Annotated in this window: 17 protein-coding genes; 7 read left to right on the top strand and 10 right to left on the bottom strand. The window is 69.2% G+C overall.

The annotated features are described in order from the left end of the window. Nucleotides 1-39 precede the first annotated feature (39 nt). From ACGF8A_RS13030 to ACGF8A_RS13005, 6 genes are all read right to left on the bottom strand, one after another. Entirely contained in the window at nucleotides 40-2934 is a 2895-nt protein-coding gene (locus ACGF8A_RS13030; RefSeq protein ID WP_393107294.1) for a BTAD domain-containing putative transcriptional regulator, read from the bottom strand. A 186-nt stretch (nucleotides 2935-3120) separates the two neighbouring features. Further along, nucleotides 3121-3981 (bottom strand): cupin domain-containing protein, encoded by an 861-nt coding sequence (locus tag ACGF8A_RS13025; protein WP_393107291.1) that lies wholly within the window; start codon nucleotides 3979-3981, stop codon nucleotides 3121-3123. 149 nt (nucleotides 3982-4130) lie between these two features. Next, on the bottom strand, nucleotides 4131-5660 hold the full coding sequence (locus ACGF8A_RS13020; protein WP_393107288.1) for a 4-hydroxyphenylacetate 3-hydroxylase family protein: 1530 nt from the start codon (nucleotides 5658-5660) through the stop codon (nucleotides 4131-4133). 473 nt (nucleotides 5661-6133) lie between these two features. Then, nucleotides 6134-6718 carry a carboxymuconolactone decarboxylase family protein gene (locus tag ACGF8A_RS13015; protein WP_393107286.1) on the bottom strand — a complete coding sequence of 195 codons (585 nt, stop codon included), beginning with the start codon at nucleotides 6716-6718 and terminating at the stop codon, nucleotides 6134-6136. 481 nt (nucleotides 6719-7199) lie between these two features. Beyond that, entirely contained in the window at nucleotides 7200-8465 is a 1266-nt protein-coding gene (locus ACGF8A_RS13010; protein ID WP_393107284.1) for a dihydrolipoamide acetyltransferase family protein, read from the bottom strand. Continuing rightward, on the bottom strand, nucleotides 8458-10647 hold the full coding sequence (locus ACGF8A_RS13005; RefSeq protein ID WP_393107282.1) for a thiamine pyrophosphate-dependent enzyme: 2190 nt from the start codon (nucleotides 10645-10647) through the stop codon (nucleotides 8458-8460). Before ACGF8A_RS13005 ends, ACGF8A_RS13010 begins: the two co-directional genes overlap by 8 nt. 131 nt (nucleotides 10648-10778) lie before the next feature. Between ACGF8A_RS13005 and ACGF8A_RS13000 the strand changes: the two genes are divergently transcribed. The 3 genes from ACGF8A_RS13000 to ACGF8A_RS12990 all read left to right on the top strand — a co-directional run bounded on the left by ACGF8A_RS13000 (nucleotide 10779) and on the right by ACGF8A_RS12990 (nucleotide 13584). Continuing rightward, the gene (locus ACGF8A_RS13000; RefSeq protein WP_393107280.1) at nucleotides 10779-11300 is read left to right on the top strand and encodes a VOC family protein; all 522 of its coding nucleotides are present in this window, start codon (nucleotides 10779-10781) and stop codon (nucleotides 11298-11300) included. Beyond that, a complete protein-coding gene (locus ACGF8A_RS12995) occupies nucleotides 11297-11992 on the top strand; it encodes a GntR family transcriptional regulator (RefSeq protein WP_393107278.1) in 696 nt (231 codons plus the stop codon). Before ACGF8A_RS13000 ends, ACGF8A_RS12995 begins: the two co-directional genes overlap by 4 nt. Before the next feature lie 215 nt (nucleotides 11993-12207). Further along, nucleotides 12208-13584 carry an NADP-dependent succinic semialdehyde dehydrogenase gene (locus ACGF8A_RS12990; RefSeq protein ID WP_393107275.1) on the top strand — a complete coding sequence of 459 codons (1377 nt, stop codon included), beginning with the start codon at nucleotides 12208-12210 and terminating at the stop codon, nucleotides 13582-13584. A 417-nt stretch (nucleotides 13585-14001) separates the two neighbouring features. On the opposite strand, the gene ACGF8A_RS12985 is transcribed toward ACGF8A_RS12990, so the two are convergent. From ACGF8A_RS12985 to ACGF8A_RS12970, 4 genes are all read right to left on the bottom strand, one after another. Further along, complete coding sequence (locus ACGF8A_RS12985; protein WP_393107273.1) at nucleotides 14002-14724, bottom strand: enoyl-CoA hydratase/isomerase family protein; 723 nt, start codon at nucleotides 14722-14724, stop codon at nucleotides 14002-14004. A 117-nt stretch (nucleotides 14725-14841) separates the two neighbouring features. Then, nucleotides 14842-16269 carry a Re/Si-specific NAD(P)(+) transhydrogenase subunit beta gene (gene pntB, locus ACGF8A_RS12980; protein ID WP_393107271.1) on the bottom strand — a complete coding sequence of 476 codons (1428 nt, stop codon included), beginning with the start codon at nucleotides 16267-16269 and terminating at the stop codon, nucleotides 14842-14844. A gap of 23 nt (nucleotides 16270-16292) precedes the next feature. Next, nucleotides 16293-17852: a Re/Si-specific NAD(P)(+) transhydrogenase subunit alpha gene (locus ACGF8A_RS12975; RefSeq protein ID WP_393107269.1), complete on the bottom strand. Its 1560-nt coding sequence runs from the start codon at nucleotides 17850-17852 to the stop codon at nucleotides 16293-16295. Between the two features lie 107 nt (nucleotides 17853-17959). Further along, nucleotides 17960-18769, bottom strand: coding sequence for an SDR family NAD(P)-dependent oxidoreductase (locus ACGF8A_RS12970; protein ID WP_393107267.1), 810 nt, complete (start codon nucleotides 18767-18769; stop codon nucleotides 17960-17962). A 197-nt stretch (nucleotides 18770-18966) separates the two neighbouring features. On the opposite strand from ACGF8A_RS12970, the gene ACGF8A_RS12965 reads away from it, so the two are divergent. The 4 genes from ACGF8A_RS12965 (at nucleotide 18967) to ACGF8A_RS12950 (ending at nucleotide 25270) form a co-directional block, all read left to right on the top strand. Beyond that, nucleotides 18967-19731 carry an FAD synthetase gene (locus ACGF8A_RS12965; protein ID WP_393107265.1) on the top strand — a complete coding sequence of 255 codons (765 nt, stop codon included), beginning with the start codon at nucleotides 18967-18969 and terminating at the stop codon, nucleotides 19729-19731. 216 nt (nucleotides 19732-19947) lie between these two features. After that, nucleotides 19948-20592: a helix-turn-helix domain-containing protein gene (locus ACGF8A_RS12960; RefSeq protein WP_393107263.1), complete on the top strand. Its 645-nt coding sequence runs from the start codon at nucleotides 19948-19950 to the stop codon at nucleotides 20590-20592. A gap of 146 nt (nucleotides 20593-20738) precedes the next feature. Continuing rightward, nucleotides 20739-22139 carry a M24 family metallopeptidase gene (locus ACGF8A_RS12955; protein WP_393107261.1) on the top strand — a complete coding sequence of 467 codons (1401 nt, stop codon included), beginning with the start codon at nucleotides 20739-20741 and terminating at the stop codon, nucleotides 22137-22139. 335 nt (nucleotides 22140-22474) lie between these two features. Beyond that, entirely contained in the window at nucleotides 22475-25270 is a 2796-nt protein-coding gene (locus ACGF8A_RS12950; protein WP_393107259.1) for a sugar-binding domain-containing protein, read from the top strand. Nucleotides 25271-25440 lie beyond the last annotated feature (170 nt).

The following is a 25440-nucleotide window of genomic DNA, read 5'->3' as shown; positions in this document are numbered from 1 at the left end:
GACCGGTTACCTGTTTACCGAGGCGAAATCGGCTCGGACCTACCGGCGCAACTGCACGACGAGACGACGTACCTCGTCGGACGGCGGCACGCCGAGATCCCGCATCCGGACCACGTAGCGCTGGTACAGCGCGAGCACGGCGTCGTCGCTGCCGCTGGCGTGGGCGAGCCGGATGGCGAGCTGCCAGGCCTGCTCGCGGTACGGATCCTCGCGAAGGACCTGGTCGACCAGTCCCTTTGCCTCGCGATAGCGGTTCATGCGATACGCGAGCCTGGCTGCGTCGATGCGAGCCGAAAGGAAGGTCTCGGCCAGGACGGCGCGCCGCTCGGTGACCCACTCACTCGACACCGTGGCCAGGTAGGGGCCCTTCTCGGCACTGCTCAGGGCGCGCAACAGCGTCTGCAGACGGGTCTCTCCGTCCTGCCTCCCGGCCTGCGCGACCAGGTCCACCGCCTGTTGCGCCGACCCCATGGCCAGGCCGGGGCCGACCAGCTGGAAGACATCGCCGTCCTGCGCGGGGCCCAGTCCGTCGGGCAGCACCTCGCGGAGGCGGTAGAGCGCCTGCCGCAGATAGCTGCGGCCGGCGGCATCGTTGCGGCCGCCGAAGAGCGCCCCGAGAAGTTCCTCGCGGGAAGCCCTGCGCTCCGGTGCCCGGAGCAGGTAGCTGAGGAGCTCCACGCTTTTCGTGAGCCGGGGCTGGGTCAGGCCTCCGTCGACCGTGAGGGTCGGCTCGCCGAACTCCTCGAGCACCAGCCGGGGCGTACTCACGTTCACACGTACGGGGTATTGACCCGAAAGCACGGCAAGGATCTCATGCCAGGCCGACATGCGGCTCGACTTGGTGTCCGCGGCTCTGGCCGCGACCGACGGCACGTCCGCCAGGGCCGTCAGCAGCAGGTGCTGTGTTCCATGCGTCGACGCGGAGACGAGCGCAAGGTCGGCCGTGGCGTCGGACTCGTCCTCGCGGCCGAGACGCCATTGCGCCTCGGCCAGGTACGCGGCGGCGATCGGAAGATCGAGGTGGCGATCTCCCTTCTGCATGCTGCGCAGGCATTCGGCGAGGTACTCGTGCGCTTCGGCATCTCTGTTCTGCCGAAGCATCGACAGCCCCGACCACATCAGCCAGGCCTCCCGTGTGATGGTGTACTCCAAGGCGCGGTTGGCGGTCGCCTCCGCCAGCACCTGGTCGGCACGTCGGGTGTCGTGCTCAAGGCGCAGACACATCTTGGCTTCGATGAGCAGGCTCATGTTCTTGTACACCTGCGATCCGGTCGACGCGATGAGCTCTCTGCCTCGCTCCATGGACGCGCGGGCTTCATCGCCGCGGCCGAGGTCGAGCATGAGATCGACGGCGTCGACGGCATGCAACCAGACCGGCTGCGAGGAACCGCGGCGAGGTTCGAACATCGCCATCGCCGCATCGAGCCGCCCGGTGGCGCGCAGTGCGGCGACGGTCCAGGGGCCGCCGACTATCGTCCGCCACGGATCGAGCAGCCCCGGGTCGTCGAGCCCTTCGAGGCGACCGCGCAGGAAGGCGAGCCGCATCAGCAACCCGTCGAGCGGGCCGGACGGCGTCGTCGAGTACTCGGGGAAGGACGGTGGCTCCTCACCGGTGGCCAGCGCGATCAACGTGTGCGCGATGAGCCGGTTCCGGCTCGGTGGCAGCCGGTCGGCGAGGGACCGCGCCTCGTCGATGCGACCGGAGTGCCACAGGCACCAGCAGGCCAGGACGTGTGCCTCCTCGAAGTCGGCGGTCCCCGGAGCCGGAAGCCAGCCGTACCCATGGCGTTCGACTAGTTCCACCCCCCGATCACACTGCTCGAGGGCGAACGCGACACGCAGGATGACCGAACCGAGCTCCGGGGTCAGCGTCCTGACCGACGATCCCAGGGCATCGAGCCATCGTGCCGCCGGCGCGAAGTCCATGCGCGCGACGAGACTGGGGAGGGCCACGGCAGCCAGCCGCCCGGCCGCCTCCAGGTCCCCGAGCCGGAGCAACTCGTCGACGGCTTCCTCCAGTTCGCCGCCGGCGATCAGGACCTCGGCGTGTCTGCGCCGAACCGCCGCCAGCGTCCTCGCGTCCTCCCGTTCCAGAGCCGTGCGCAGGCAGTCGCGGAAGACCGGGTGCGGTGTCATGCGCGAACCGTCCGAGGCCCACGTCACCGGGAGATGCCGGGGACGCAGGTCCGCCATGACCTGCGCGGCGTTCTCCTGCCCCAGGGCCCGGGCACCCTCGACCGACACCTCCTCCAGGAGGCTGGTATGAAGGAGGAACGTTCTCTCGACCGGGGAGAGCGAGTTGAAGACGTTCGCTGCCACATAGGACCGCAGCGAGTCGGGGTCCAGCTCGCGGGACCGCATGTGACGCCAGCCCTCGAACAGGACGCCGGTGACCCAGCCCCCGGTGGCCGCCACAGCCTGGGCTGGATCCACGTCGACGTGGCCGACGGTCCGCAGCGCCGCGGCGGCTTCCTGGACGTCGAAGGAGAGATCGCTCTCGATGAGCCGGCCCACCCGGTCGCGCTCGCTCGTCGAGCCCGGATCGAGGCGGACGTCGACGCGCGAGACCAGCACCAGGTTCACGCCGGACGGCAGGTAGCGGGCGAAGGACGACAGCACGGCGATGCACGTCTCGTCGGGCGCGATCCGTTCCACGTTGTCGCACACGATGATGAGCCGGCTCCCCTGGAGGCTCTCGGCCAGCAGCCCGGCCGCCTCACCGATGTGGAGGCTGCTGCTCAGGGCATCGGTCGCCACATCGGCCGCGGCGGGGACAGCGCCCGCGACCGCCGCCTCCAGATACACGAGGAGGCGGCCCGCCGCCTGCTCCGTGCCGTCGAGTGACAGCCAGGAAACGGGCCTGTCGTGATCCCTGACAGCCAGAGCCACCGCAGTGGTCTTGCCGGCCCCGGCTGTCGCGAAGACATTCACCACGGTGTGACGGTCGAGCAACTCCCTCAACCGCTGGGTGAGCCTGTCGCGAACGACAATGTCCTTCCCCGGGGCGGGCACTGCCAGCTTTCGCCTGATGATCGCACGATGCTGTCGACCTGGCGCCGTGGTCACGCTCGGTCGAACGGGGGCCGAGTCACCCATCGATCCTCGCGCCCTCCGTGCGCCTCAGTGCTCTTCCGGGAGCTTACGCCAGTCGTCAGGGAAGAAGAACCCGTCCGACGTGGGGGGTATCGGCGACTGCACCTCGATCCAACGGGCCGGTTCGTCCCGCTCGTTGACGAACCCATGGGTGCCGTTGGTGCCGGCCCACACCAGGTCGCCCGTCTCGACGATCTCCTCCTTGCCGTCGAGTGTCCCGCGCATCCCGCCGGAGGTGAAGTAGTAGATCTCCTCGAAGGGGTGGTAGTGGACCTTGGCCGCCTGGCCCGGCCCGGACTGCGGCGCGATCTCACACACGAACACGGTGTGGTGCTGTGCACCCACGAGTTGGTCGACCATCATCCTGAGGCTGATGTTCTTGACGTTGGGACCGTGGTAGCCGGGCATCGACAGCTGCGCGTACGGAGCCATGTCCGAGTCCTCGAAGTGCCCGACGAAGCGGTGCCGGGGGTCCGTCTCGGACGGCCGGCCGAGATTCTCGCCCGGGGACGGCTTGGCGGCGATGCTGTTCCGGGCACCGTCGAACGTCGGCGGCTTCGGTGCGCGGACTCCGAGCCACGTGAGTCCTTCGTCACCGGCGGACAGCGCGTGGGCGACGCCGACGGGCGCGACACCGTAGTCGCCGGAACCGAGTTCGTAGCGCAGACCGGCGAAGGCGGCCTCGCCGGTTCCGCCGGTGATGAACCACGACTCCTCGAACGGGCAGCGGGCCCAGCCCGTGGTCGCCCCGGGAGCCAGCTCGTACAGGCTCACCTCCAGGTGAGCAGCGCCCTGCTCGTGCCCGACCAGCAGGGCCTGCCGAAGGCCCGGCACCCCCTCGACGTCGATGAACTTCCGATCCGCGGCGCGTGCGATGTAGTAAGCCATGTCTGTCTCTCCGTCCTCACGCGAGGATGCCGGGGCCGGCAGCCCTCGCCCGGTTGTTGCTGATCAGCGGTTCTTGTTCTTCCAGGCCGCGGTGAGCACGGGTGGTTCGTGGCCGCCGTCAGCCACCAACCACCCGTGCCGTCCTCGGCTCAGCGAGCCACTGAGCCCTCGGCCCGTGCTCCGTCGAGGCGTCGGGCGTACTCGGCCTGCTCCGTGTAAGACGTGACCTCGGGAACGTCGGGCTCCTGAAGGCCGCAGACCTTGCGGGCAAGCGCGGTGAGTGGCCCGGAGGGTGACAGCTCCGAGCGCTTCATCGTGAGCATCCGAGTGGCGAGCATCGGGGTCCCGTTGAACTGCTCGAAGGTGCTCACCCGGTCGCCGAAGTCGGAGACGAAGAGGTCACGGATGACGCGCGAGATGCGCAGACGGTCGTAGGGCTCGCCGATCGCACCCGCCTGCAGCGGTGCCAGCCAGTCGTGAAGCTCGGGGTTGTTCCACTGCTCCTCGGTGGGGAACAGCAGCGAGGCACGGCCGGCGAGGTCGATCACCTCGTGCCTCATCTCGTGGTACCGCTCCAGGTAGTACGAGCGGCCGAAGTCGAACAGCAGGACGTTCGGCTTGTAGAGACCCGACGGCGAGATGAACCCTTCCGCCTCGGACGCGATCACGTGGGCGCGTATCGTCTGGTAGAACTCGATGAGACGCGCCAGGCGCGCCTGGACCGGCGGAAGCTGGTAGGTGCCGAGGTGCTCGGTTATCAGCAGCGCGAGTCCGGCCATGAGTTCGGCCCGGACCATCGTCCGGACGAGCGCCTCGTAGTGCAGCCAGTCGAAGATGCGCTGCGGGTACAGCGCAGCGTGCTCGGTGTTTCCCATGTGGAAGACGTGGTCCCACGGAATGAACACGTTGTCGAAGATGACGGTGCATTCGAGCTCGTCGCCGGCCGAGGAGATCGGGTGGTTGTCCGGGTCGTCACGCACCGTCGCCTCGCGGGAGACCATCGCGACGCCCGGCGCGTTGGCCGGACAGGCACCGTAGAGGACCTGTTCGCTCTCCATTCCCGGGCGGAAGAAGACGCCGATGTGAATGTAGTCGGCGAAGGGCGTGCCGGTGCTCACGGCCTTGACGCCGTTGACCACGATGCCGTCGTCGCGGGTCTCCACGATACGCAGCGCGCTTTTGGCCGAGTGTGTCCTGGACCGGTCGATCTGAGGGTCGATGAAGGCGAAGGCGCAGTTGAGATCGCCCTCCTTCACGAACTCCAGGAAATTCATGATGCCCACGGTCAGGTCGCGCCCGCCGGTGCCCACGGACTGGTCGCTCCACGGCTTGGGGTCCTCTTCGTAGGTGACCAGGCCGTAGTTGTTCGCGCACGGCGTCCGTCCGACCGATCCGCCGTCGAGCTCCCGGATCACGGTCTCCAGATAGATGCGCTTGCGCCGCAGGCCCTCGGCGTCCCCGTGCTTGAACCACATCATCGAACGACGCACTCCGTCGTCGTCGACGAAGGTCATGGTGTCCTGCAGCTCCGGCTTGTGGTGCAGGTCGTAGAACTTGGCAAAGGTCTTGGCCGCTGCCCTGGTCTTCGGGTGGGTCGTGATGTCGTCGATCCGCTCACCTCCGACCCAGACAACGCGCCCGTCCCTGAGAGACTCCAAGTACTGGTCGCCCGTTCGCATCAGATGCACCTCTCCACTTCACCCTGCTCGGACTCTTCGTGCCGGCTTGTGATACGAGTTCCACCCGACAGAACGTCCTCGGGAACTGCAGCGAATCGTTTTGTGGCCTGACCTCGGCGTGTCAGAGGCTGGAAATTCCGTGCCACATTCGGCCGGCAATTTGAGCTGTACAATTCAAAGCGACGGATCAGATCCCGTCCGACGAGGGAACTCGTTCGGCCGCTGATTTCGTTGAAGTCTAGCTATGAGGTGTTAGTGGGGTGTTAACCCGATGAGAGACGCCGTTAGTGAAAGCGTTAGGCGTCCCGTCCAGTCGGGCGACGTCCCTGCCGGCCGTGGCGGTGTCGGCCCCGCGCCGGAGACAACCGCCTCCCAGGGGTGCGTAACTGCCGCATCTCATGGCACTCCCGCCCCTGCAACAGTGTGAGGCCGGCCAGGTTCCTGCCTGGTCGGCCTCACCGTCCTGCGCGCTGTCAGAGCTGGGCTTCCACCGGTGCGGGCGGCTCCGGCATGTCCAGCTCGAAAGCCATGACACGGTGGAATCGTGACAGGGCATTCCACATGCTGATGCACATGACCAGCTCGACCAGCTGGGCCGCGTCGAACACCCGCTGCACGTCGTGCAGCACGCTCCCCGAAACGCCCGTGATGCCCTTCGCCACGGAGACCGTGGGAAGAGAGAGCGTCATCTCCTCGGCCAGCTGGAGCGCCAGCTGTTCCTGCTCGGAGAAGCCTTCGAGCTTGCCGCTCGCAACGGCCCCGAGCTCGTCGACCTCCACACCTTTGGCCAGCGCGGACGTGCAGCGGTGACTCGCTGTGTAGCGGCAGTGGTTGAGCACGGCGACGCGTACGGCGACCAGGTCCTTCAGGCGCCCCGCCAACGCACCCGGGCCGTTGAGCTTTCCGAGGAACGGCAGGTAGGTGGCGAGCAGGCCGGGACTGTTCCCGATGGCCGCCCAGGTGTTCAGTACTTCGCCGTAGGTGTTCACGCCCTGGGTGAGAGCGGGTTGGTCGGCCGGGGAGAACTGGTCGGACGTGAGTATCGGCACCAGTGACATGCGAACTACCTTTCGACGGGGCCTGCCTGTAAGCGGCCGGCTCGGGGTGGGAGTGGGGCAGAGTCCGGGGGAGAGGCCGTATCCGCGGGCTCGGCCGGGCAACGGGGCGCGTCGCCAGGATTCCGCAGGCCGATCGCGATTCCCACCGTGGCGTTGAACCACGGCACGAGGAAGGTCAGGGCGATGCGGGTCGCCAGCACCCACGTGAACGGGCCATCCCGGACCTGCGAGTACAGGTTGACCATGAACAGCGTGGACCCGACCAGCAAGGCGGCCGTGGTGGACTGCGCCAGCGACCTGCCTCGGACGGCACCACGCAGCGCCTCGCTCCAGGCCACACCCTTGTGATGCGTGGGTGACGGCCGGCTGCCGGTGGGGCGCCGCAGGTTCTCGCACCCCTCGGCATCGCAGGGCGTCCGCACCTTGGGACCGGCGTCACACCGTGGCGGGCAGCGACAGGTGCACACCGGTGGACGGGCACTCACAGCAGGATCCGCAGCGGGTGCTCCAGCACGTCCACGAACGCCTTCATCCACTCGGCCGCGACGGCGCCGTCCACCGAGCGGTGGTCGACCGCGAGCGTCAGGCGCAGAACCGACGCGATGTCGACCGCGCCGTCCTCGACGACCGCCTCCTGCCGCACCGCGCCGACGGCCAGGATCGCGGCCTGTGGGGGATTGATGATCGCTGCGAAGTCCTCGGTGCCGTACATGCCGAGGTTCGTGATCGTGATCGTGCCGCCCTCCAGTTCGTCCTGCCGGAGCCGGCGCTCCTTGGCACGGGCGATGAGATCCTTCGTCGCCGCGGCGACCCCGTTCATCGACAGGGCGTCGACGCCGCGGACCACCGGGGTCACCAGACCTCCTTCGGTGGCGACGGCCACCGAGATGTCGATGTCCGAGAAGTGGCGGACGGAGGTGTCGTTCCACTGCACGTTCATCGCGGGAACGAGTGCATGGGCGGACGCGACGGCCTTGACGAGCAGGTCGTTGACGGACACCTTCACGCCGTGGCCGGCGTTGATCTGCTGACGCAGTTCGAGCAGCGCATCGACGCGTGCGCTCGCGCGCAGATAGAAGTGGGGCGTGTTCTGCTTGCTCTGCGTCAGCCGGCGGGCGATGGCCGACCGCATGCGCGTATGGGGTACGTCCTTGAACCGTCGATCCGCTGCCGGAGCGCCGGTGCTCAGGACCTCCGCCGGCACGTCGGCCGTCGGCGTCTCCTCCTGCTGAGCAGGCTTCGCCAGGGCCGCCTCGATGTCGGACCGCCGGATCCGGCCGTTCGGGCCGGTCCCCACCACCGCGTTCAGATCGACGCCGGACTCGCGAGCCAGTCGTCGCGCCAGCGGGCTGGCGAAGACGCGTTCGCTCCCGTCCGGTGCCGCGGCGGCCGGGCCCGCAGGCGCCGCCGGGTACTCCGGTGCCGCCGCAGGAGCGACGGAAGCCGTCTCCGGCGCGTCTGCGGTGCCAAGCGACGCCACCAGGGCGTCCACCTCGGAGGGCGACTCGCCGGGCTTCCCCCAGATCGCGATCGGTGTGCCCACCGCCACCGTCGCGCCGGGATCCACCAGGAGGCGCAGCAGTACGCCGTCGCTCTCGGCCTCCACCTCGACCACGGCCTTCTCGGTCTCCACCGTGAAGATCCGATCGCCCTTGCCGTAGGGGGAGTTCACACCCGCGTTCCAGGACTCCAGGATCGCCTCCGTGGTGTTGGCGGCGACCTCGGGCATGCGCAGAATCTCAGCCATTGCTCTGCTCCCGCGCGATCTCACGGAGCTTGGCGACGACTTCCTCCGTCGAGGCGTACGCGGCCCGCTCCAGCACCTTGCTGATGCTCGGTGACGCCTCGCCGCCGGTCACGCGCTCGATCGGGGAGTCGAGCCAGTCGAACAGCCGTCGCTGGATCTCGTCGGCGAGCCAGCCGCCGTAGGAGGTGCCGAGTGCTCCCTGTTCGGCGATGAGTACGTTGTTGGTCTTGCGCACCGAGCGGGTGATGGTGTCCCAGTCCAGACTTGCCCGGTCCAGCCAGCGCAGGTCGATGACTTCGGCGTCCACTCCCGTCTGCTCGACCGCCTCCAGTACGGCCGGCGTCATCGCCAGATAGGTGAGGACGGTCAGGGCCGCGCCGTCACGGCGCACGGCGGCCTTGCCGACCGGCAGGTAGTGGTCGTAGTCGTTCGGCAGTCCGGGGCCGGTCGAGTTGTACAGATCCACGTGTTCCAGGACCACCACCGGGTCGTCGCAGGCCAGCGCCGTGTTCATCAGGCCGACGTAGTCGAACGGCGTAGACGGTGCGACGATGCGCCAGCCGGCCGCCGTCGCGAAGACGCCGGCCGGATCCATCGAGTGCTGCGATCCGTAGCCGGTACCCGTCGCGACCTTGCTCCGCAGGACGAACGGCACCTTTCCTTCGCCGCCGAACATGTGCCGGGCCTTGCCGATCTGGTTGAACAGCTGGTCGGCCGCGACCCACATGAAGTCGGCGTACATGAACTCGACGACCGGGCGGAAGCGGCCGTCCAGCGCGATGCCGCCACCGAGGCCGGCGAACGCGTTCTCCGAGATCGGCGTACCGAGCACGCGGCCGGGGAACGCCTGACTCAGGCCACGGGTGGCGCCGTTGGTGCCGCCGTTGAGCCGGTGGACGTCCTCGCCCATCACCACGACGCGTGGGTCGGTCTCCAGACGGCGCCCCATCACTGCGGCGACGGCACCGATGAACTTGACGTCGGTGAGGTCGCCGGCGAAGTCCTCGGTGTCGGTGAACTCGATCCCTGCCAGCTCCGACAGGTCGCCCCGGACGCCTTCGTCGACGAACGCGGGGTCCGGCCACTCCGAGGGCACGATGCGCCGCTCACCCGGCTTGCCGCCCGGGCGCGATTGCAGGATCTCTCCGCCGAGTCCGGCCATGAGTGCCTTGGCGCGCTCGATCGTCTCCGCGGCCGCCTTCTTGGTGACGATCCTGCGCCGTACCAGGTGTTTCACCATGGTGTCGATCGGGTCGCGGGCGCGCCACCGGGCTTCCTCGTCCTTGGTGCGGTACCGGAACGCCGAACCGGCGAAGGGGCCGTTCTGGTGGAAGTAGCGGTACACATCGGCTTCGATCAGCGTGGGCCCGTGTCCGGCGCGCATGTGCGCGAGGGCCTGCTGCGTCACGAGGTGGACGGCCAGCGGATCCATGCCGTCGACCTTCCAGCTCCGGATGCCGAATCCCGGGCCACGGCCGGACAGTCTTGGCTCGGCGGTGACTTCGGCTATGTGGGTGGAGACGGCGTACAGGTTGTTCTCGACGAAGAAGCAGACGGGCAGCGACCACGCCGCCGCGAGATTCAGCGTCTCCAGTGTGGATCCGATGTTGGCCGCGCCGTCACCGAAGAACGTGAAGGCCACCGCGTCGGTGCCGGACTGCTTGTGGGCCCACGCGGATCCGGCCGCGAGCGGTACCCCGCCGCCGACGATCGCGTTGGTACCGATGGCGCCGGCCTCGTGCCACTGCAGGTGCATGCTGCCGCCCCGACCGTGGCTGAAGCCCTGGTCGAGGCCGCAGATCTCGCGCAGAGTGCGCAGCAGCACGGCCCGGACGTCCTCGGGGAAGGGCTTCGTCGGGTCGAGGCCCTTCGGGTACAGATGGGCGAGCACCTTGGCGAGGAACTGGTGATGGCCACGATGTGACCCGTTGACGGTGTCGTCCGAGGCCAGGGTGAAGCAGGCACCGACCGCGCCGCCCTCCTGGCCGATGCTGGAGTGCGCGGGGCCGTGGATGAGCCCGTCCGCGGCCAGTTCCAGCACGTACTCCTCGAAGGTCCTGATCAGCACCAGCTGGCTGAACATGCCCTTCAGCAGGTCCGGATCCGCGGCGTCCCAGTCGTCCTGGGTCACGACGAACTCCGACCACGCGGCCTTCGCTTCGAGTGTGTTTTCCGCAGGCAACGGGAGCCCCCTTCAGTCGACCGGAATACCTTGACCCTGCCACAGTGTTGGATCCAATCACAAGACTCTGCTCGACTGATTGCCGATTCGGGGTCATCATGTCTGGCAATGTTGGATCCAAAGGAGGAGACATGGCTCTACCCGGCCTCAAGCGCCTCGATCACATCGGATTCACGGTGCCGGACCTGGACCAGGCGCACCGCTGGCTCGTGGACGTCCTGGGCTGTGAGTACATGTACTCGCTCGGCCCCTTCGGCTCGGCGGACGAGACGGACGACTGGATGCCGGAGCACCTGAACGTGGACGCGCGCACCGTCATGCGGCAGCTGCGCTTCTACCGGTGCGGTGAGCAGGCCGTGTTCGAGGTCTTCGAGTACCGGGCCGACGGGCAGCGGACGGTGGTCCCGCGCAACAGCGACGTCGGCGGGCACCATGTCGCGCTGTACGTCGACGACCTGGACGAGGCCGTGTCGTTCCTGCGGCACAGGGGTGTTCCCGTGCTGGGGGAGCCGACCGTCAGCGCGGGGCCCTCCGAGGGGCAGCGCTGGGTCTACTTCCTCTCGCCGTGGGGAATGCAGTTCGAGCTCGTGTCCTATCCTGACGGCAAGGCCTACGACCGCGACCCGTCCCAGTTCAGAGGTGACCGCACTTGAGTCCTGCGCACGTCCGGGAGCCGCGCGGGTCGGACGGTGTGAGGAGTCGGCACATCGCCGGCATCCTCCGCGACGAGATCCTCGCCGGCGAGCTGACCCCCGGCACCTGGCTGCGCCAGGACGAGCTCGCGGCGCGCCTCGGCGCGAGTCGTATCCCGGTCCGTGAAGCGCTGCGCATCCTGGAGTCCGAGGGCCTCACCGAGTCGTTCCCGAACCGCGGCGCGCGGGTTCCCGTGCTCAGCCTCGAGGACGTGCACACGTACTACCGGATGCGCGAGCGGCTCGAACCGCTGACTCTGACCGAGAGCCTCTCGCATCTCACCGATGACCACCTCGCCCGTCTGGAGCGCATCCAGGAGGAGATCGAGAGTCAGGGCGATGTCAATCGGTTCCTTCTGCTGGACCGTGACTTCCACATGACGACCTACTCGGCGTGCCCCAGCGGCCATCTGCTGGCCATGACCGAGCGGCTGTGGAACTGCACCCAGCACTATCGCCGCGCGTTCATGGTGCTGGCGGACCCCGACAGGGCGACGATCGTCAACGCCGAGCACCGGCTGATCCTCGACGCCGTGCGGCGCGGCGACCCCGAGGACTGCGAGCGATACCTCGTGGGCCACATCCGTCGCACCCGGGTCGAACTCACCGCCCATCCGGAGCTGTTCGTCGAAGGTGACAGCGAGGACGCCTGACCGAGGCCGGTGCGTGTGACAGCCGTGTGGCGTTCACGGCTGCTCCGCCGTGCGCGTCCGACACTGCTCCCGGATGATGCGCGTGCTCGATTTGTATCCAACCCGTACTCAAAGAGGGGTGATTGCCCTGTCGGTGACCTGGCGTAGCCTCATGTGGGCCCCTACGATGGATCCAATCCCCGCTTACTCAGCATCTTCCTCGGGAGGAGAGCGCCGTGCCCATCGCCACCGTGAACCCCGCAACCGGTGAACTCGTCGAAGAGTTCACCGCCCTCACGAAGGACCAGATCGACCAGTGCCTGGCGCGAGCGGAAGCCGCGGTCGCGACGCTGCGCGCAACCGACTTCGGCACCCGCGCCCGGTGGATGCGGGCAGCCGCGGACCTGGTCGAGGACGAGACCGACCGGACCGCGCGCATGCTCACGATCGAGATGGGCAAACCGATCGCCCAGGCCCGCGCCGAGGTGCTCAAGTGCGCGTACGCGATGCGGTTCTACGCCGACAACACCGAGAGCATGCTGGCCGACCAGCCACTCGCCGACCCGGGCGCGGTCAACGCGTCCGCTGCCTACACCACCTATGAGCCGCTCGGCGTCGTTCTGGCCGTGATGCCGTGGAACTTCCCCCTGTGGCAGGTGATCCGCTTCGCCGCGCCCGCGCTGATGGCCGGCAACGTCGGCCTGCTCAAGCATGCCTCGAACGTGCCGCAGTCCGCGATGTACCTCGACAAGCTCTTCGAACGGGCGGGCTTCCCCCTCGGGGCGTTCCAGACGCTCCTCGTCGGAGCGGCCGACGTCGAGGCAGTGCTCCGCGACCGGCGCGTCGCCGCCGCGACGCTGACCGGTTCGGAGCCGGCCGGGCGATCCGTCGCCGCCGTCGCCGGCTCCGAGGTCAAGAAGGTCGTACTGGAACTGGGTGGCTCCGACCCCTTCATCGTGCTGCCCTCCGCCGATGTGCGCGCGGCCGCCCGCACCGCCGTGACCGCTCGCACGATCAACAACGGGCAGTCCTGCGTCGCGGCCAAGCGCTTCATCGTCCACACCGATGTGTACGAGGAGTTCGTCGAGGCCTTTGTCGCGGGTACGAAGGCGCTGACCGTCGGCGATCCGCTCGACGAGGAGACCGACATCGGGCCGATCGCCACGGAGTCGGGGCGGCGCGAACTCGTCGACCTGGTGAGCGACGCCGTCGCGAAGGGTGCCGTCCTGCGGTGCGGTGGGTCGGCGGTCGGAACCCAGGGGTGGTTCTTCGAGCCGGCCGTGCTGGAGGAGGTCACCACCGCGATGCGGGTGTACCGGGAGGAGGCCTTCGGCCCGCTGGCGGTGGTGCACCGGGTCGAGGACGTCGAGCAGGCCGTGCAGCTCGCCAACGACACGCCCTTCGGCCTGAGTTCGTCGGTGTGGACCACCGACCCCGACGAGGAGCGGTTCCTGATCAGCCGTCTCGCGGCCGGTGCCGTCTTCGTCAACGGCATGACCGTCTCCTACCCTCACCTGCCCTTCGGTGGCATCAAGGACTCCGGTATCGGCCGCGAACTGGCCGCGGAAGGCATCCGTGAGTTCTGCAACCTCAAGACGGTCTGGAAGAGCTGACGACAGCCGTCGGCTTCCTCTGGCCCGGTGCGAGGGGCTCGGCCGCTGCAGGCCGGCTCCTCGCGCACGGTTGCCCGGTCATGGGCCGGGAGCTCCCGGCGCCGCTCGCCGAGCCGGCCGCCGACGAGATGTGAGGAGCCGCGTCGCCGGGGGAGAGGCGCGCGGCGACGGTGTCCTCCTCGGTGCCCGCCGCCGACCTGCCCGAGGTGAGCGACCCTCAGACCGGGCCCCGGGGACCGTGTGCAGCAGCCGAGGCCGCCCCGCATCCCCGAACCACGCCGTGCCGGCAGATCGCGTGGATGCGGTGGCCGTCTGTGCGGCATCCCACGAGCGGGGTGTCGCACAGACGGCTCCGTCATGACCCGCCCCGGGCCTCAGCACCTGGCCGGACAGGGGCGATGTTCCACTCCGAAGGACTCAGTGGCCGAAGAGCTTGATGAAGCGCGGCAGCGAGGCGTCGAACGCCTCGTCGTACGTCATGGACGCGAACTCGTAGAGGGAACGGCGGCCGGGAGCACCGGCGCCCCCCGCCCTCAGTGCCTTGCCGAGCCACTCCTTGGCGACTCCCGCCGCTCGGCCGGGCTCGACCACGGCCTGCACGAGGCCGACCTCGCGGGCCCGCTCCGCGGTGAACGGCTCGCCGGAACCTATGTTCTCCATCGCCAGACGCGGTCCAAGCCGGTGGATGATGGGTACTTGCGCGATCATCGGCCACATTCCGGCGGCGACCTCCATCGTGCCGATGCGCGCGCTGTCCACCGCGACGGCGAAGTCGCAGGCGGCCACGAACGAGGCGCCCCCGGCGAGCGCGTCGCCGTTGACGGCGGCCGCGACGGGCACACCCAGACGAGGGAAGATCCGCAGGGTCTCCAGCAACGCCTTGCCGAACAGTGCGGGGTCCGCACCCGCCTTGATGGGAGCGATGTCCAGGCCGCCGCAGAAGGCCTCACCCGCGCCGGTGAGCAGGACCGCGCGGATGTCGGGGTCGTCGTCGCACTCCTGCAGCAGGAAGCGGATGTCGGTGAGGATGCCTGGGTTCAGCAGGTTCCGCTCGCCGTTGCGAATGGTCAGGACGCTGATGGCACCGACCACCTCTTGCTCCACGCCGCCGTCCCAGGCGCCGTCCACGCTGGTCATCATCCAGTCCTCCCACTTCGTTGCGGTCTGTTGCCGTCGACAACGGCGCACCCGGCTGCTGACATGGCAGCCGGGGTGCGTTCGCGATGCGTTGCTGCGGGCGTCCTCGCCGCCCGGGTGTCAGAGGACCCGGAGGATCTCCTCGACGCGGTCCTTGGCGTCGCCGAAGAGCATGGCGGAGTTCTCACGGTAGAAGAGCGGGTTCTGGACGCCGGCGTAACCGGAGGCCATGGAGCGCTTGAAGACGATGACGTTCTCGGCGTTCCAGACCTGCAGGACGGGCATGCCGGCGATGGGTGAGCCCGGGTCCTCCGCGGCGGCGGGGTTGACGGTGTCGTTGGCGCCGAGGACGAGGACGACGGCGGTCCCGTCGAAGTCGTCGTTGATCTCGTCCATCTCCAGCACGATGTCGTAGGGGACCTTGGCCTCGGCGAGCAGGACGTTCATGTGGCCGGGCAGCCGGCCCGCGACCGGGTGGATGCCGAAGCGGACGTCGACGTCGCGGTCCCTGAGTCTGCGGGTCAGCTCGGCGACGCCGTACTGGGCCTGGGCCACGGCCATGCCGTAGCCGGGAGTGATGATCACCGAGTCGGCCGTCCCGAGGAGCTCGGCGACCCCCTCCGCCGTGATCTCGCGGTGCTCGCCGTAGTCCTTCTCGTCGGCCGGGCGGGCCTCGATACCGAACCCGCCGGTGATCACGGAGAGGAAGGACCGGTTCATCGCCTTGCACATGACGGAGGAAAGGTAGGCACCCGAGGAGCCGACCAGGGCGCCCGTGATGATCAGCAGGTCGTTCTCCAGCAGGAATCCCGACGCCGCGGCCGCCCAGCCCGAGTAGGAGTTCAGCATCGAGACCACGACCGGCATGTCACCACCGCCGATCGAGGCGACCAGGTGCCAGCCCAGGGCCAGCGCGAGGAGCGTGACCGCGATCAGCGACCACAGCGCCGGGTCGATCACGAACCACGTGGTCAGCACCACGAAGCCGGCCAGGGCACCGAGGTTGAGGTGGTTCTTGCCGGGCAGCATCAGCGGGGACGACTTGATCCGGGCCGAGAGCTTGAGGAACGCCACGACCGAACCGGTGAAGGTGACCGCGCCGATGAAGACGCCGATGAACACCTCGGCCGAATGGATCCCGAGCAGCTGCTGACTCTCCAGCACCCTGGCCTCGGCACTGACGGGGCCGTCCAGCGTGGCCTCGACGTGCAGGTAGCCGTTCCAGCCGACCAGCACCGCGGCCAGACCGACGAAGGAGTGCAGCAGGGCGATCAGTTCGGGTATCTGCGTCATCTCCACCACGCGAGCCCGCCACAGCCCTATGGCGGCACCGACCGCCATGGCGCCGATCAGCAGTGCGAGACCGGCTCCGGAGAGGTGATGGTGGAGCGCCAGCGCGATCGTCGCGGCCATGGCCACCGCCATGCCGCCGATGCCGAAGGACTGGCCGGCCTTGGCTGTCTCGTGCTGGGAGAGCCCGGCGAGCGCCAGGATGAAGAGCAGGGCCGCGACGATGTAGGCGGCCGCAGCGGCTGTCTCGACAGTCATCAGATCGGACACGACAGGGCCCTTCAGTTTCTCGAGAACATGGAGAGCATCCGCCGGGTCACCGCGAAGCCGCCGAAGATGTTGACCGAGGCCAGCAGGATCGCGACCGTCGACAGCGCGGTGACCACCACGCCGTTCGGGGTCCCGGCGTGCCCGATCTGCAGCAGGGCACCGACCACGATGATTCCTGAGATCGCGTTGGTCACGCTCATCAGAGGTGTGTGCAGTGCGTGGTGCACGTGCCCGATGACGTAGTAGCCGATCACGATCGCCAGTGCGAACACCGTCAGGTGTCCCAGCAGTGCCGGCGGGGACAGGGCCGCGAGCAGGAACAGCAGCGTGGCGCCGGCCCCGGCCACCGTGAACCGCCGCTGGTTCGACACCGGCGATGTGGTCCGGCGGCCGGCTTGCCGCGCCCCGGGGGGTGCGGACGCGGTGGCGGCCGCGGGCGCGGCGGACACCTGGACCGGTGGCGGCGGCCATGTCGACTCGCCGTCGCGCACCACGGTCATCGACCGCTGCACCACGTCGTCGAAGTCCAGCACCAACCGCCCGTCCTTGCCCGGGGTCATCAGCCTGACGAGGTTGACCAGGTTGGTGCCGTAGAGCTGGGACGCCTGGGCAGGCAGCCGGCCGGGCAGGTCCGTGTAGCCGATGATCGTCACGCCGTTGGCCGTGACCACCGCCTCGTTCCTGACGACGCCCTCGACGTTGCCGCCGCTCGCGGCGGCCATGTCCACGATCACGCTGCCGGACCTCATCGACGCGACCATCTCGGCGGTGATCAGCGTCGGCGCCGGCCTGCCCGGGATCTGTGCCGTCGTGATCACGATGTCCATCTCGGTGATCCGGTCCCTGTACAGCTCGGCAGCGCGGGCGTTGTAGTCCGTGGACATCTCCTTGGCGTAGCCCGTGGCGGACACCTCCGCCTCGCCGGGGTCCCCGGCCTCGACCGAGAGGTACTCGCCGCCCAGCGACCTGACCTGATCGGCCACTTCCGGACGCGGATCGGTGGCGTACACGATGGCACCCAGGCTGCCCGCGGCACCGATCGCGGCCAGACCGGCAACTCCCGCACCGCACACCAGGACCTTGGCCGGCGGCACCTTGCCCGCAGCCGTCACCTGACCGGTGAAGAAGCGGCCGAAGGCGTGAGCGGCCTCCACCACGGCCCGGTAGCCGGCGATGTTCGCCATCGAGGACAGCACGTCCAGGGACTGGGCCCGCGAGATACGAGGCACCGCGTCCATCGCCAGCGCCGTGATCGGGCGCGCCGCCAGATCCTCCACCAACGCGGGGTTCGACGCCGGGTTCATGATGCCCATCACCGTCGTGCCCGGTTTCAGCGCGTCCAACTGCTCGGGCGACAGGACGTTCACCCCGAGCACGACGTCCGCCGCGAGCGGGTCACCGATGCGCGCACCGGCCCCGGCGTACGCCTCGTCCGGGAAACTCGACGCCGCACCGGCATCCGGCTCCACCACGACGTCGTACCCCAGCTTCACCAGCTGGGCCACCGTGGCGGGAGTCGCGGCAACGCGCGTCTCACCGCGACGGGCTTCGCTCACGATTCCGATCAGCATTACCACTCCAGGGGTCGGTGGGAGCGTCAGGCGCATGTGAGTCGACACACCGGGCAACGCCGTCCAGGGGGGGAGCGGACCTGGGACGGCGCTGCCCGGGGCTGTGATCAGGCGACGGGCTTCGTCAGCCCACCGTCGACGCGCAGCACCTGACCGGTCAGGTACGAAGCGTCGTCGGACGCCAGGAACGCCGCGGCGGCGCCGATCTCGGCGGGCTCGGCCCAGCGGCCGAGGCGAATGCCGAGTCCCTGAACCATGCCGGCCCGGACCTCCTCGGCGCTCTTGCCCTGCTGCTTGCCCATGGCCTCGGTCTTGGTGAGCCAGCCCTCGGTCTTCGTCATTCCGGGCGAGATCGCGTTGACCCGGATGTTGCCGGGAGCCGCCTCGGCTGCCAGGTAGCTCGTGAGCGCCACCGCGCCGGCGTTCACGATGGCCGTGGCACCGGTGTTGGGAATCAGCGCGTGCGCGGTCGCGCCGACGACGTTGACGATGCTGCCGCTGCCGGTCCGGCTCAGGAACGGCAGAGCGGCCCGCGAGACGCGGAGGAACCCGAGCAGCTTGGTGTCGAAGGCCGACGCGACACTGTTCTCGTCGACCTTCTCCAGCGGGGAGGGCATGAGCTGCGGCCCCGCGTTGTTCACGACGATGTCGAGGCCCCCCTGCCAGGCGTGCACCTCCGCCAGCACGCTGTTGACGGAGTCCGCGTCGGTGACGTCCGCGACGACGGGGAGTACGCCCTGCGCGTCCGATCCAGCGGTGAGACGACCGGCCGCGGCCTTGACGGCCCCCTCGTCCCTGGCGGCGATCGCCACCTTGGCGCCACGCTCGAGCAGCGCCTGCGCGATGGCGAAGCCCAGGCCTCGACTACCACCGGTCACGAAGGCCGTACGGCCCTCCAAGTTCCACCCTGCAGCCATGCTCGGCTCCTCCAGTCATCGGTCCGTTGCTCTTGCTGCCGAGAGTGGATCCGAAGCGCCGAGGCCGGTGCAAGCGTGGTTAACGCGGGGTTCACAGGCGGGCCGTGGGGCCGTCCCGCGCCTCGCCCACGGCTAACGGGGCGCGGTTCATACTGCCTGCGCGCAAGCCTGCTCCGAGGGTGAAGGAGGGATGGCCGATGGAGGTCCTGAGTCTCGAGGAACCCCGTGGAAGAGGGGCCGTGGGTGGGCGCCGGCTCCCCACAGGAGCCGGCTCGCACGCCAGGGTCGCGATCGGGACCTTCGACGGTGTTCACCTCGGTCACCGTCAGGTTCTCGACGGGTGCGACACGGTACTCACCTTTGATCCTCACCCCCTGCAGGTGCTCGCGCCCCGCCGGGCGCCGGGTCTGCTGAGCGACCACCGGCACAAGCTCCGCAAGCTCGCGTCCCTGGGGATCCGGCGGGTGGCGGTCGTCCCGTTCGACCATGCCTGGTCACGCGTCCCGGCCGAGGAGTTCGTCGAAGCGGTCGTCATCGACCGCCTCGGAGCGGGCTTCGTCAGTGTGGGCCAGGGCTTCCGGTTCGGTGCGTGGGGCGCCGGGACGACAGCCACCTTCGCCCGGTATCCGCAGCTGAGCACCCGGATCGTGCCGCTCGTCACCCGGGGCCTGACCGGTGAGGCCATCTCGTCGACGCGGATCCGGCGGCTGATCTGCGACGGTGACGTCGCATCGGCCGCCGACCTGCTGGGTGCCCCCTTCGCGCTTCCGGCAGTCGTCGGCGGGCAGGGCCGGATACTCATCTCACCGACGTTCGCGCGCCCCGCCCCCGGGTGTTATCTCGGGTCCGTCGACGGTCACCCCTGCGGGCTCCGCGTGCGCGAGGACCAGACGGTCGCGGTCACTGGCACGGCACTGACCGGCACAGTTGTCGAGGTGACGTTCGTGAGGCGAGCCTCGTAGACCGATCCGGCGCCCGGCCACTCCCTCATCAGGTCTTCGCGTACCGCGGTCCAGCCGCGGTTCGGCACCGGCACGCAGACCCGGCAGTCCCACTGCGAGCGGCGCACAACCCCGACATGTGTGTTTAGCATTACTGAACACCGGACTTCGGTAACGTTCGACCCCGATCAGCGACTGCCCGCAGATCTCCTGCCGGACCGAGGAGGGGACGGACCCGTGGACCCCGCAGCACGCGCTCGCCTGCGCACCGCTCGCACCGAGGCCAAGCTCAGCGTTCGTGAGTTGAGCCGCCGCGTCGGCATCTCACCGAGCATGTTGTCCCAGATCGAGAACGGGCACTCCGAGCCCTCGGTCGCCACCCTCTACTCCCTGGTGTCCGCGCTCTCGGTCTCGCTGGACCAACTCCTCGCCGGCCCCGGCGTCGAGCGAGGACCCGGCCCCCTGGCGGCCCCCGCGCCCCCTGTCGTGACGCCCGGCGAGCGGGCCGAGCTCGTGATGGACAGTGGCGTCACCTGGGAGAGGCTTACGCCCGGACCTGACCCGCTCGTCAGCGCACTGCTGGTGACCTACCCACCCGGCAGCAGCTCCTCCACGAACGGAGGGCTGATGAGTCATCAGGGCCGGGAGTACGGCTTCTTGATGTCCGGACGCCTGATCGTCCGCCTCGGGTTCGAGACCTACAGCCTCGAACCCGGCTCGTCCATCAGCTTCGACTCCGCGGTTCCCCACCTGTACGTGAACGAGAGCGACGAGCCGGCGAGCGGGCTGTGGCATGTGGTCGCTGTCGGCGGCGCGTCGGGAGCGGAGGGCCCGGTACCCGCCTGGCGCTGCACCGGCACACGGCGAGAGGGCGACTCGTAACGGAGCTCGTGCGCATCGGCAGTTGACGTCACCCACGCGCGGGTGTTCAGTAATAGTGAACGCTTTGCTCCCGCGCCCTGCTGAGTGCAAGCGGCGCGCAGGGGGCTTCATTCATCCGTAGCTGTCCGCTCGGCAAAGGACTTGTGATGGCGATTCCGACGTTTGGGCCGAACTCGGTCGACTGGGAGACCCGCATCGACATGGGCAGGCTCCGTGACGAGCGGCTGGCCCGCCTGCGCAAGTCGTTGGAGCAGTCCGACGTCGGCGCGGTCCTGGCCTTCGACTTCGCCAACATCCGTTACATGACCTCGACCCACATCGGCACCTGGGCGATCGACAAGATGATCCGGTTCTCCCTGCTGGTCAGGGGAGGCGAGCCGATCGTCTGGGACTTCGGTTCGGCCGCCAAGCACCACCAGCTGTACAACCCGTGGCTCGACTACTCAGGGGCCCACCCGGACGGCGATCCGCACGGAGCCCACCACGGAGCCGACGCCCGCAACCCGAGCGGCGCCCGCGCCGGCATCTCGACACTGCGCGGCGCCATCAACCCCCTGGTCGGCATGGCCGACAGCGTCGCCCAGAAGATCAAGCGCGAACTCGAACTCTACGGGCTCCTGGACGAGCCGCTCGGCGTCGACGTCATCGAACTCCCCGTCCTTGCTGCCCTGCAGAACGCGGGCATCACCGTCGTCGACGGCCAGCAGGTGTTCCTGGAAGCCAGGCGTATCAAGACACCCGACGAGATCCAGCTGCTCACCCACGCCTGCTCGATGGTCGACGCCGCCTACGAGAACCTCTACGACTTCCTCCGGCCGGGCGTGCGGGAGAACGAGTGCGTGGGTGTGGTGGCCAAGACTCTCTACGACCTCGGCTCGGAGTTCGTCGAAGGCGTCAACGCGATCTCCGGGGAGCGCTGCGCACCCCACCCGCACGTCTTCTCGGACCGTATCGTGCGGCCCGGGGATCCCGCCTTCTTCGACATCCTGCACAGCTACAACGGCTACCGCACCTGCTACTACCGGACGTTCGCCGTCGGCAGTGCCTCGTCCGCCCAACGCGACGCCTACACGCGGTGCCGTGAGTACATGGACGAAGCGATCAGCCTCGTCCGCCCCGGTGCCACGACCGCCGACATCGTCTCGGTGTGGCCGACGGCGCAGGAGTTCGGATTCCCCGACGAGGAGGCGGCCTTCGCGCTTCAGTACGGCCATGGTGTCGGGCTGTCGATCTGGGAGAAGCCGGTGTTCTCCCGGCTGGTGTCCCTCGAGCACCCCGAGGTGCTGGAGGAGGGCATGGTGTTCGCCCTCGAGACCTACTGGCCGTCCAAGGACGGCTGGGGCGCGGCCCGGATCGAGGAGGAACTCGTGGTCACCGCGGACGGGTGCGAGGTGATCACGAAGTTCCCCGCGGAGGAGCTGCTCGTCGCCGGCCGGCGCTACTTCGCCGTGTCGGGCCCGTTGACCACCGAGCGCGACTCCCAGTCGCATCTGAACACGGCAGCCGGGACCCGGTCCGGCCTCCGCGGCGACTCGTCCGGCCGCTGACCGCAACGCCGGCCCACGCCCGTCGACCCATGCGGGCGTGGGCCGCCCACGACATGCCGGAGTCGGTCACGTGAGGGCCCCCGGCACCGACGCGCCCGATGCCCGTACCGCTGTCGGCGCGCAGGTCCGGCCAGGAGACGAGCTCGACTTCTCGGAGAACTCCGACACCAGGGCCGCGGCGCCACCTCGATGACGGCACCGGCGCTCGCGGCGGGCGTTCAGGCCACGCGAGGACGCAGGCATTGCTCCTCACCGCCCTCCCCGGTTGCTGCGATCGGGCGACGCCCGGCATGTGGAACGCCGGCCGCCGAAGCCCCGGCACCATGCTGTACGGCATGCCTCCACAGCTGGACCGGGTGTCGCCGTGCCGCCCTGGTCACCCGTTCCCGTGCATCCCGGCCGGTGGCCCGTCACACCGCGAGTCCTGGACCGGCCGGGCCGTCGTCGCCTCGCTCCTCGGCCTGCTCGTCGTCCTTGCCCCCGCCCTCACCCCGGTCGGTTCCACCGCCCGGCCGGCGTACGGCGCACCCGCCGCCGCAGCGGTCTCCGTCGGCGACGACTCCGCCAGGGCGCTGGCAGGGTTCATGATCCAGTCGACCGCCCGGGTCAAGGACCCGGCGGCCGAGGTGTCCAGCCCCGGCTATCCGACGAAGGGCTGGTACCAGGCCGGCCCCCGCTCCACCGTGCTCGCCGCCTTGCTGGCGGCCGGCGTCCACCCCGACCCGTTCCACTCCACGAACCAGAAGCTGATCCCGGCCGCCGACTTCACGGTCCCGTGGTGGTACCGCTCCGACTTCTCGGTCGACGACGGCCGGACCGGTCGAACCCATCTCGACTTCAGCGGGGTGACCTCCGCCGCCGACGTCTACGTCAACGGCCGTCGGATCTCGACGGCGAAGAAGGTCGCGGGCACCTACACCCGGCACGAGCTGGACATCACCGACCTGATCAGGCCGGGCACCAACACGGTCGCCTTCCGCGTCCAGCCGAACGACCCGCGCAAGCACCTCACCGTGGGCTGGCTCGACTGGCTGCAGCCGCCACCCGACCGGAACATGGGCATCGTCCGCGACGTCGTCGTCCGCCGCACCGGCCCGGTGGTGCTCCGTGACGCCCATGTCGTCACCGACCTGGCCGTGCCGTCGCTGGCCTCAGCCGACCTGACCGTCAAGGCCCGCCTGCGCAACGACTCACCCGGCACCGTCACCGTGCTCCTGTCCGGCACGGCCGGCCCCGCGCAGCTCAGCAGGCGGGTGACGCTGGCACCAGGGGAGAGCCGGACCGTGGTCTTCTCCCCGGCCGACCACCCCGGACTCCACGTGCCCTCGCCACGCGTGTGGTGGCCCGCCGGTATGGGCGGGCAGCCCCTCTACGACCTCGACCTGGCCGTGGCGGTGGACGGGGTCACCTCCGACACCGCACACACCCCCTTCGGCATCCGCGACGTGCAGGCACCCATCAACGCGGACGGCGCACGCCAGTACCGCATCAACGGCCGCCCGCTGCTGATCAAGGGCGCGGGCTGGTCCCCCGACGAGTTCCTGCGCTGGGACCCCACCTACGCCGAGGACCGCCTGCGGTACGTCCGTGACCTGGGCCTGAACACACTGCGCCTGGAAGGCCACCTCGAGCCCGACGAGTTCTTCGACCTCGCCGACCGGTACGGGATCCTCACCATCGCGGGCTGGGAGTGCTGCAACAAGTGGGAAGGGGAGGTCAACCCCGCGGAGTCCGGGGAGAAGTGGGACGCCGCCGATCACGCGGTGGCCCAGGCGTCGATGGCCGCCGAGGCGGCCCGGCTGCGCCACCACCCCAGCGTGATCTCGTTCCTGATCGGCAGCGACGCCGCGCCCAACGCAAAGATCGAGTCGGGATACCTGAAGGCGCTGCGGGCGGCCGACTGGAAGGTGCCCGTGATTCCCTCCGCCTCCGGGAAGCCGACACCCGTCACCGGCCGTTCCGGGATGCGGATGACGGGCCCCTACGACTGGGTGCCGCCGGGCTACTGGTACGACAAGCGTGAGGGAGGAGCCACCGGCTTCAACTCCGAGACCAGCGCCGGCCCGAGCATCCCCACCCTCGACACCTTGCGGCGGATGCTGACCCCGGGCGAGCTGGAGACGCTCTGGAAGCAGCCCGCCGCTCCCCAGTTCCACCGCTCGCCGTCACCCACGTTCTCCACGCTCGAGCTGTACAACGCCGCGCTCGCCGGCCGTTACGGACGCCCGAAGGACCTCGGCGACTACGTGCGCAAGGCCCAGCTGGCGCAGTACGAGAACGTCCGGGCGCAGTTCGAGGCGTACTCCCGCAACGCCAAGGACACCACCGCCCCCGCGACCGGCGTCATCTACTGGATGCTCAACAGTGGCTGGACCTCCCTCCACTGGCAGCTCATCGACCGCTATCTCGACCAGAACGGGGCCTACTTCGGCGCGAAGAAGGCGAACGAACCCCTCCACGTCCAGTACGGCTACGACAACCGCAAGGTCAGCATCGTCAACGACCGCGCCACCGCCGCCTCAGGGCTGAACGCCCGGGTCACGCTCTTCAACCCCGACGGGACCGAGAAGTACGACCGCACCGTGACCGGTGTCGACGTGGCGGCCCGCGGCGTGACCACCACCTCGCTGACCCTCCCGGCCACGGTCCCCGGCCTGGCGAAGACGTACCTCGCCCGACTCTCGCTCACCGACACCACCGGCCGGGAACTGGACCGCAACGTCTACTGGCTCTCCACCCGCAACGACGTCCTGGACTACGCCAAGACCGACTGGTACTACACCCCGACCACCTCCTACGCCGATCTGACGGGACTCACCTCGATGCCGCAGGTCGCCTTGGACGTCACGGCCGGGACGAAGGTGACCAGGGCCGGCACTTCGACGACGACCGTGACCCTCCGTCACCCGGGCACCACGAAAGCTCCCGTGCTGCTCACCGACGTCGACCTGGTCTCCGCGGACGGGAGCACGCCCCAGCTCCCCATCCGCTGGAGCGACAACCACATCAGCCTGTGGCCGGGCGAATCAGTGACTCTGGTGGCCTCCCATCGCACAGTCGATCCGGGCCGCACCCCACGCGTCCGTGTCTCCGGATGGAACGCCCGGGCCGTCACCGTCCCGTCCGGCTGACGGCGCAGGCCCCGCGCCGCATCAGGCGACGGCGGTCCCCTCCGGGTCGACCAACAGGGCGGGGATCGCCGGCCGTGCCTTGCCGTCTCTTCGAGGAGGCCGACGGACGGCCGGCTGCGCCGGCAGGTGACCTTGCAGGACGCACGACACGCCGACCGGACGCCGTGACA

It is taken from the genome of Streptomyces sp. NPDC047706 (assembly GCF_043204795.1).
In the GTDB taxonomy this organism is placed as follows: domain Bacteria; phylum Actinomycetota; class Actinomycetes; order Streptomycetales; family Streptomycetaceae; genus Streptomyces.
This window is presented reverse-complemented; position numbering and strand designations above follow the sequence as displayed.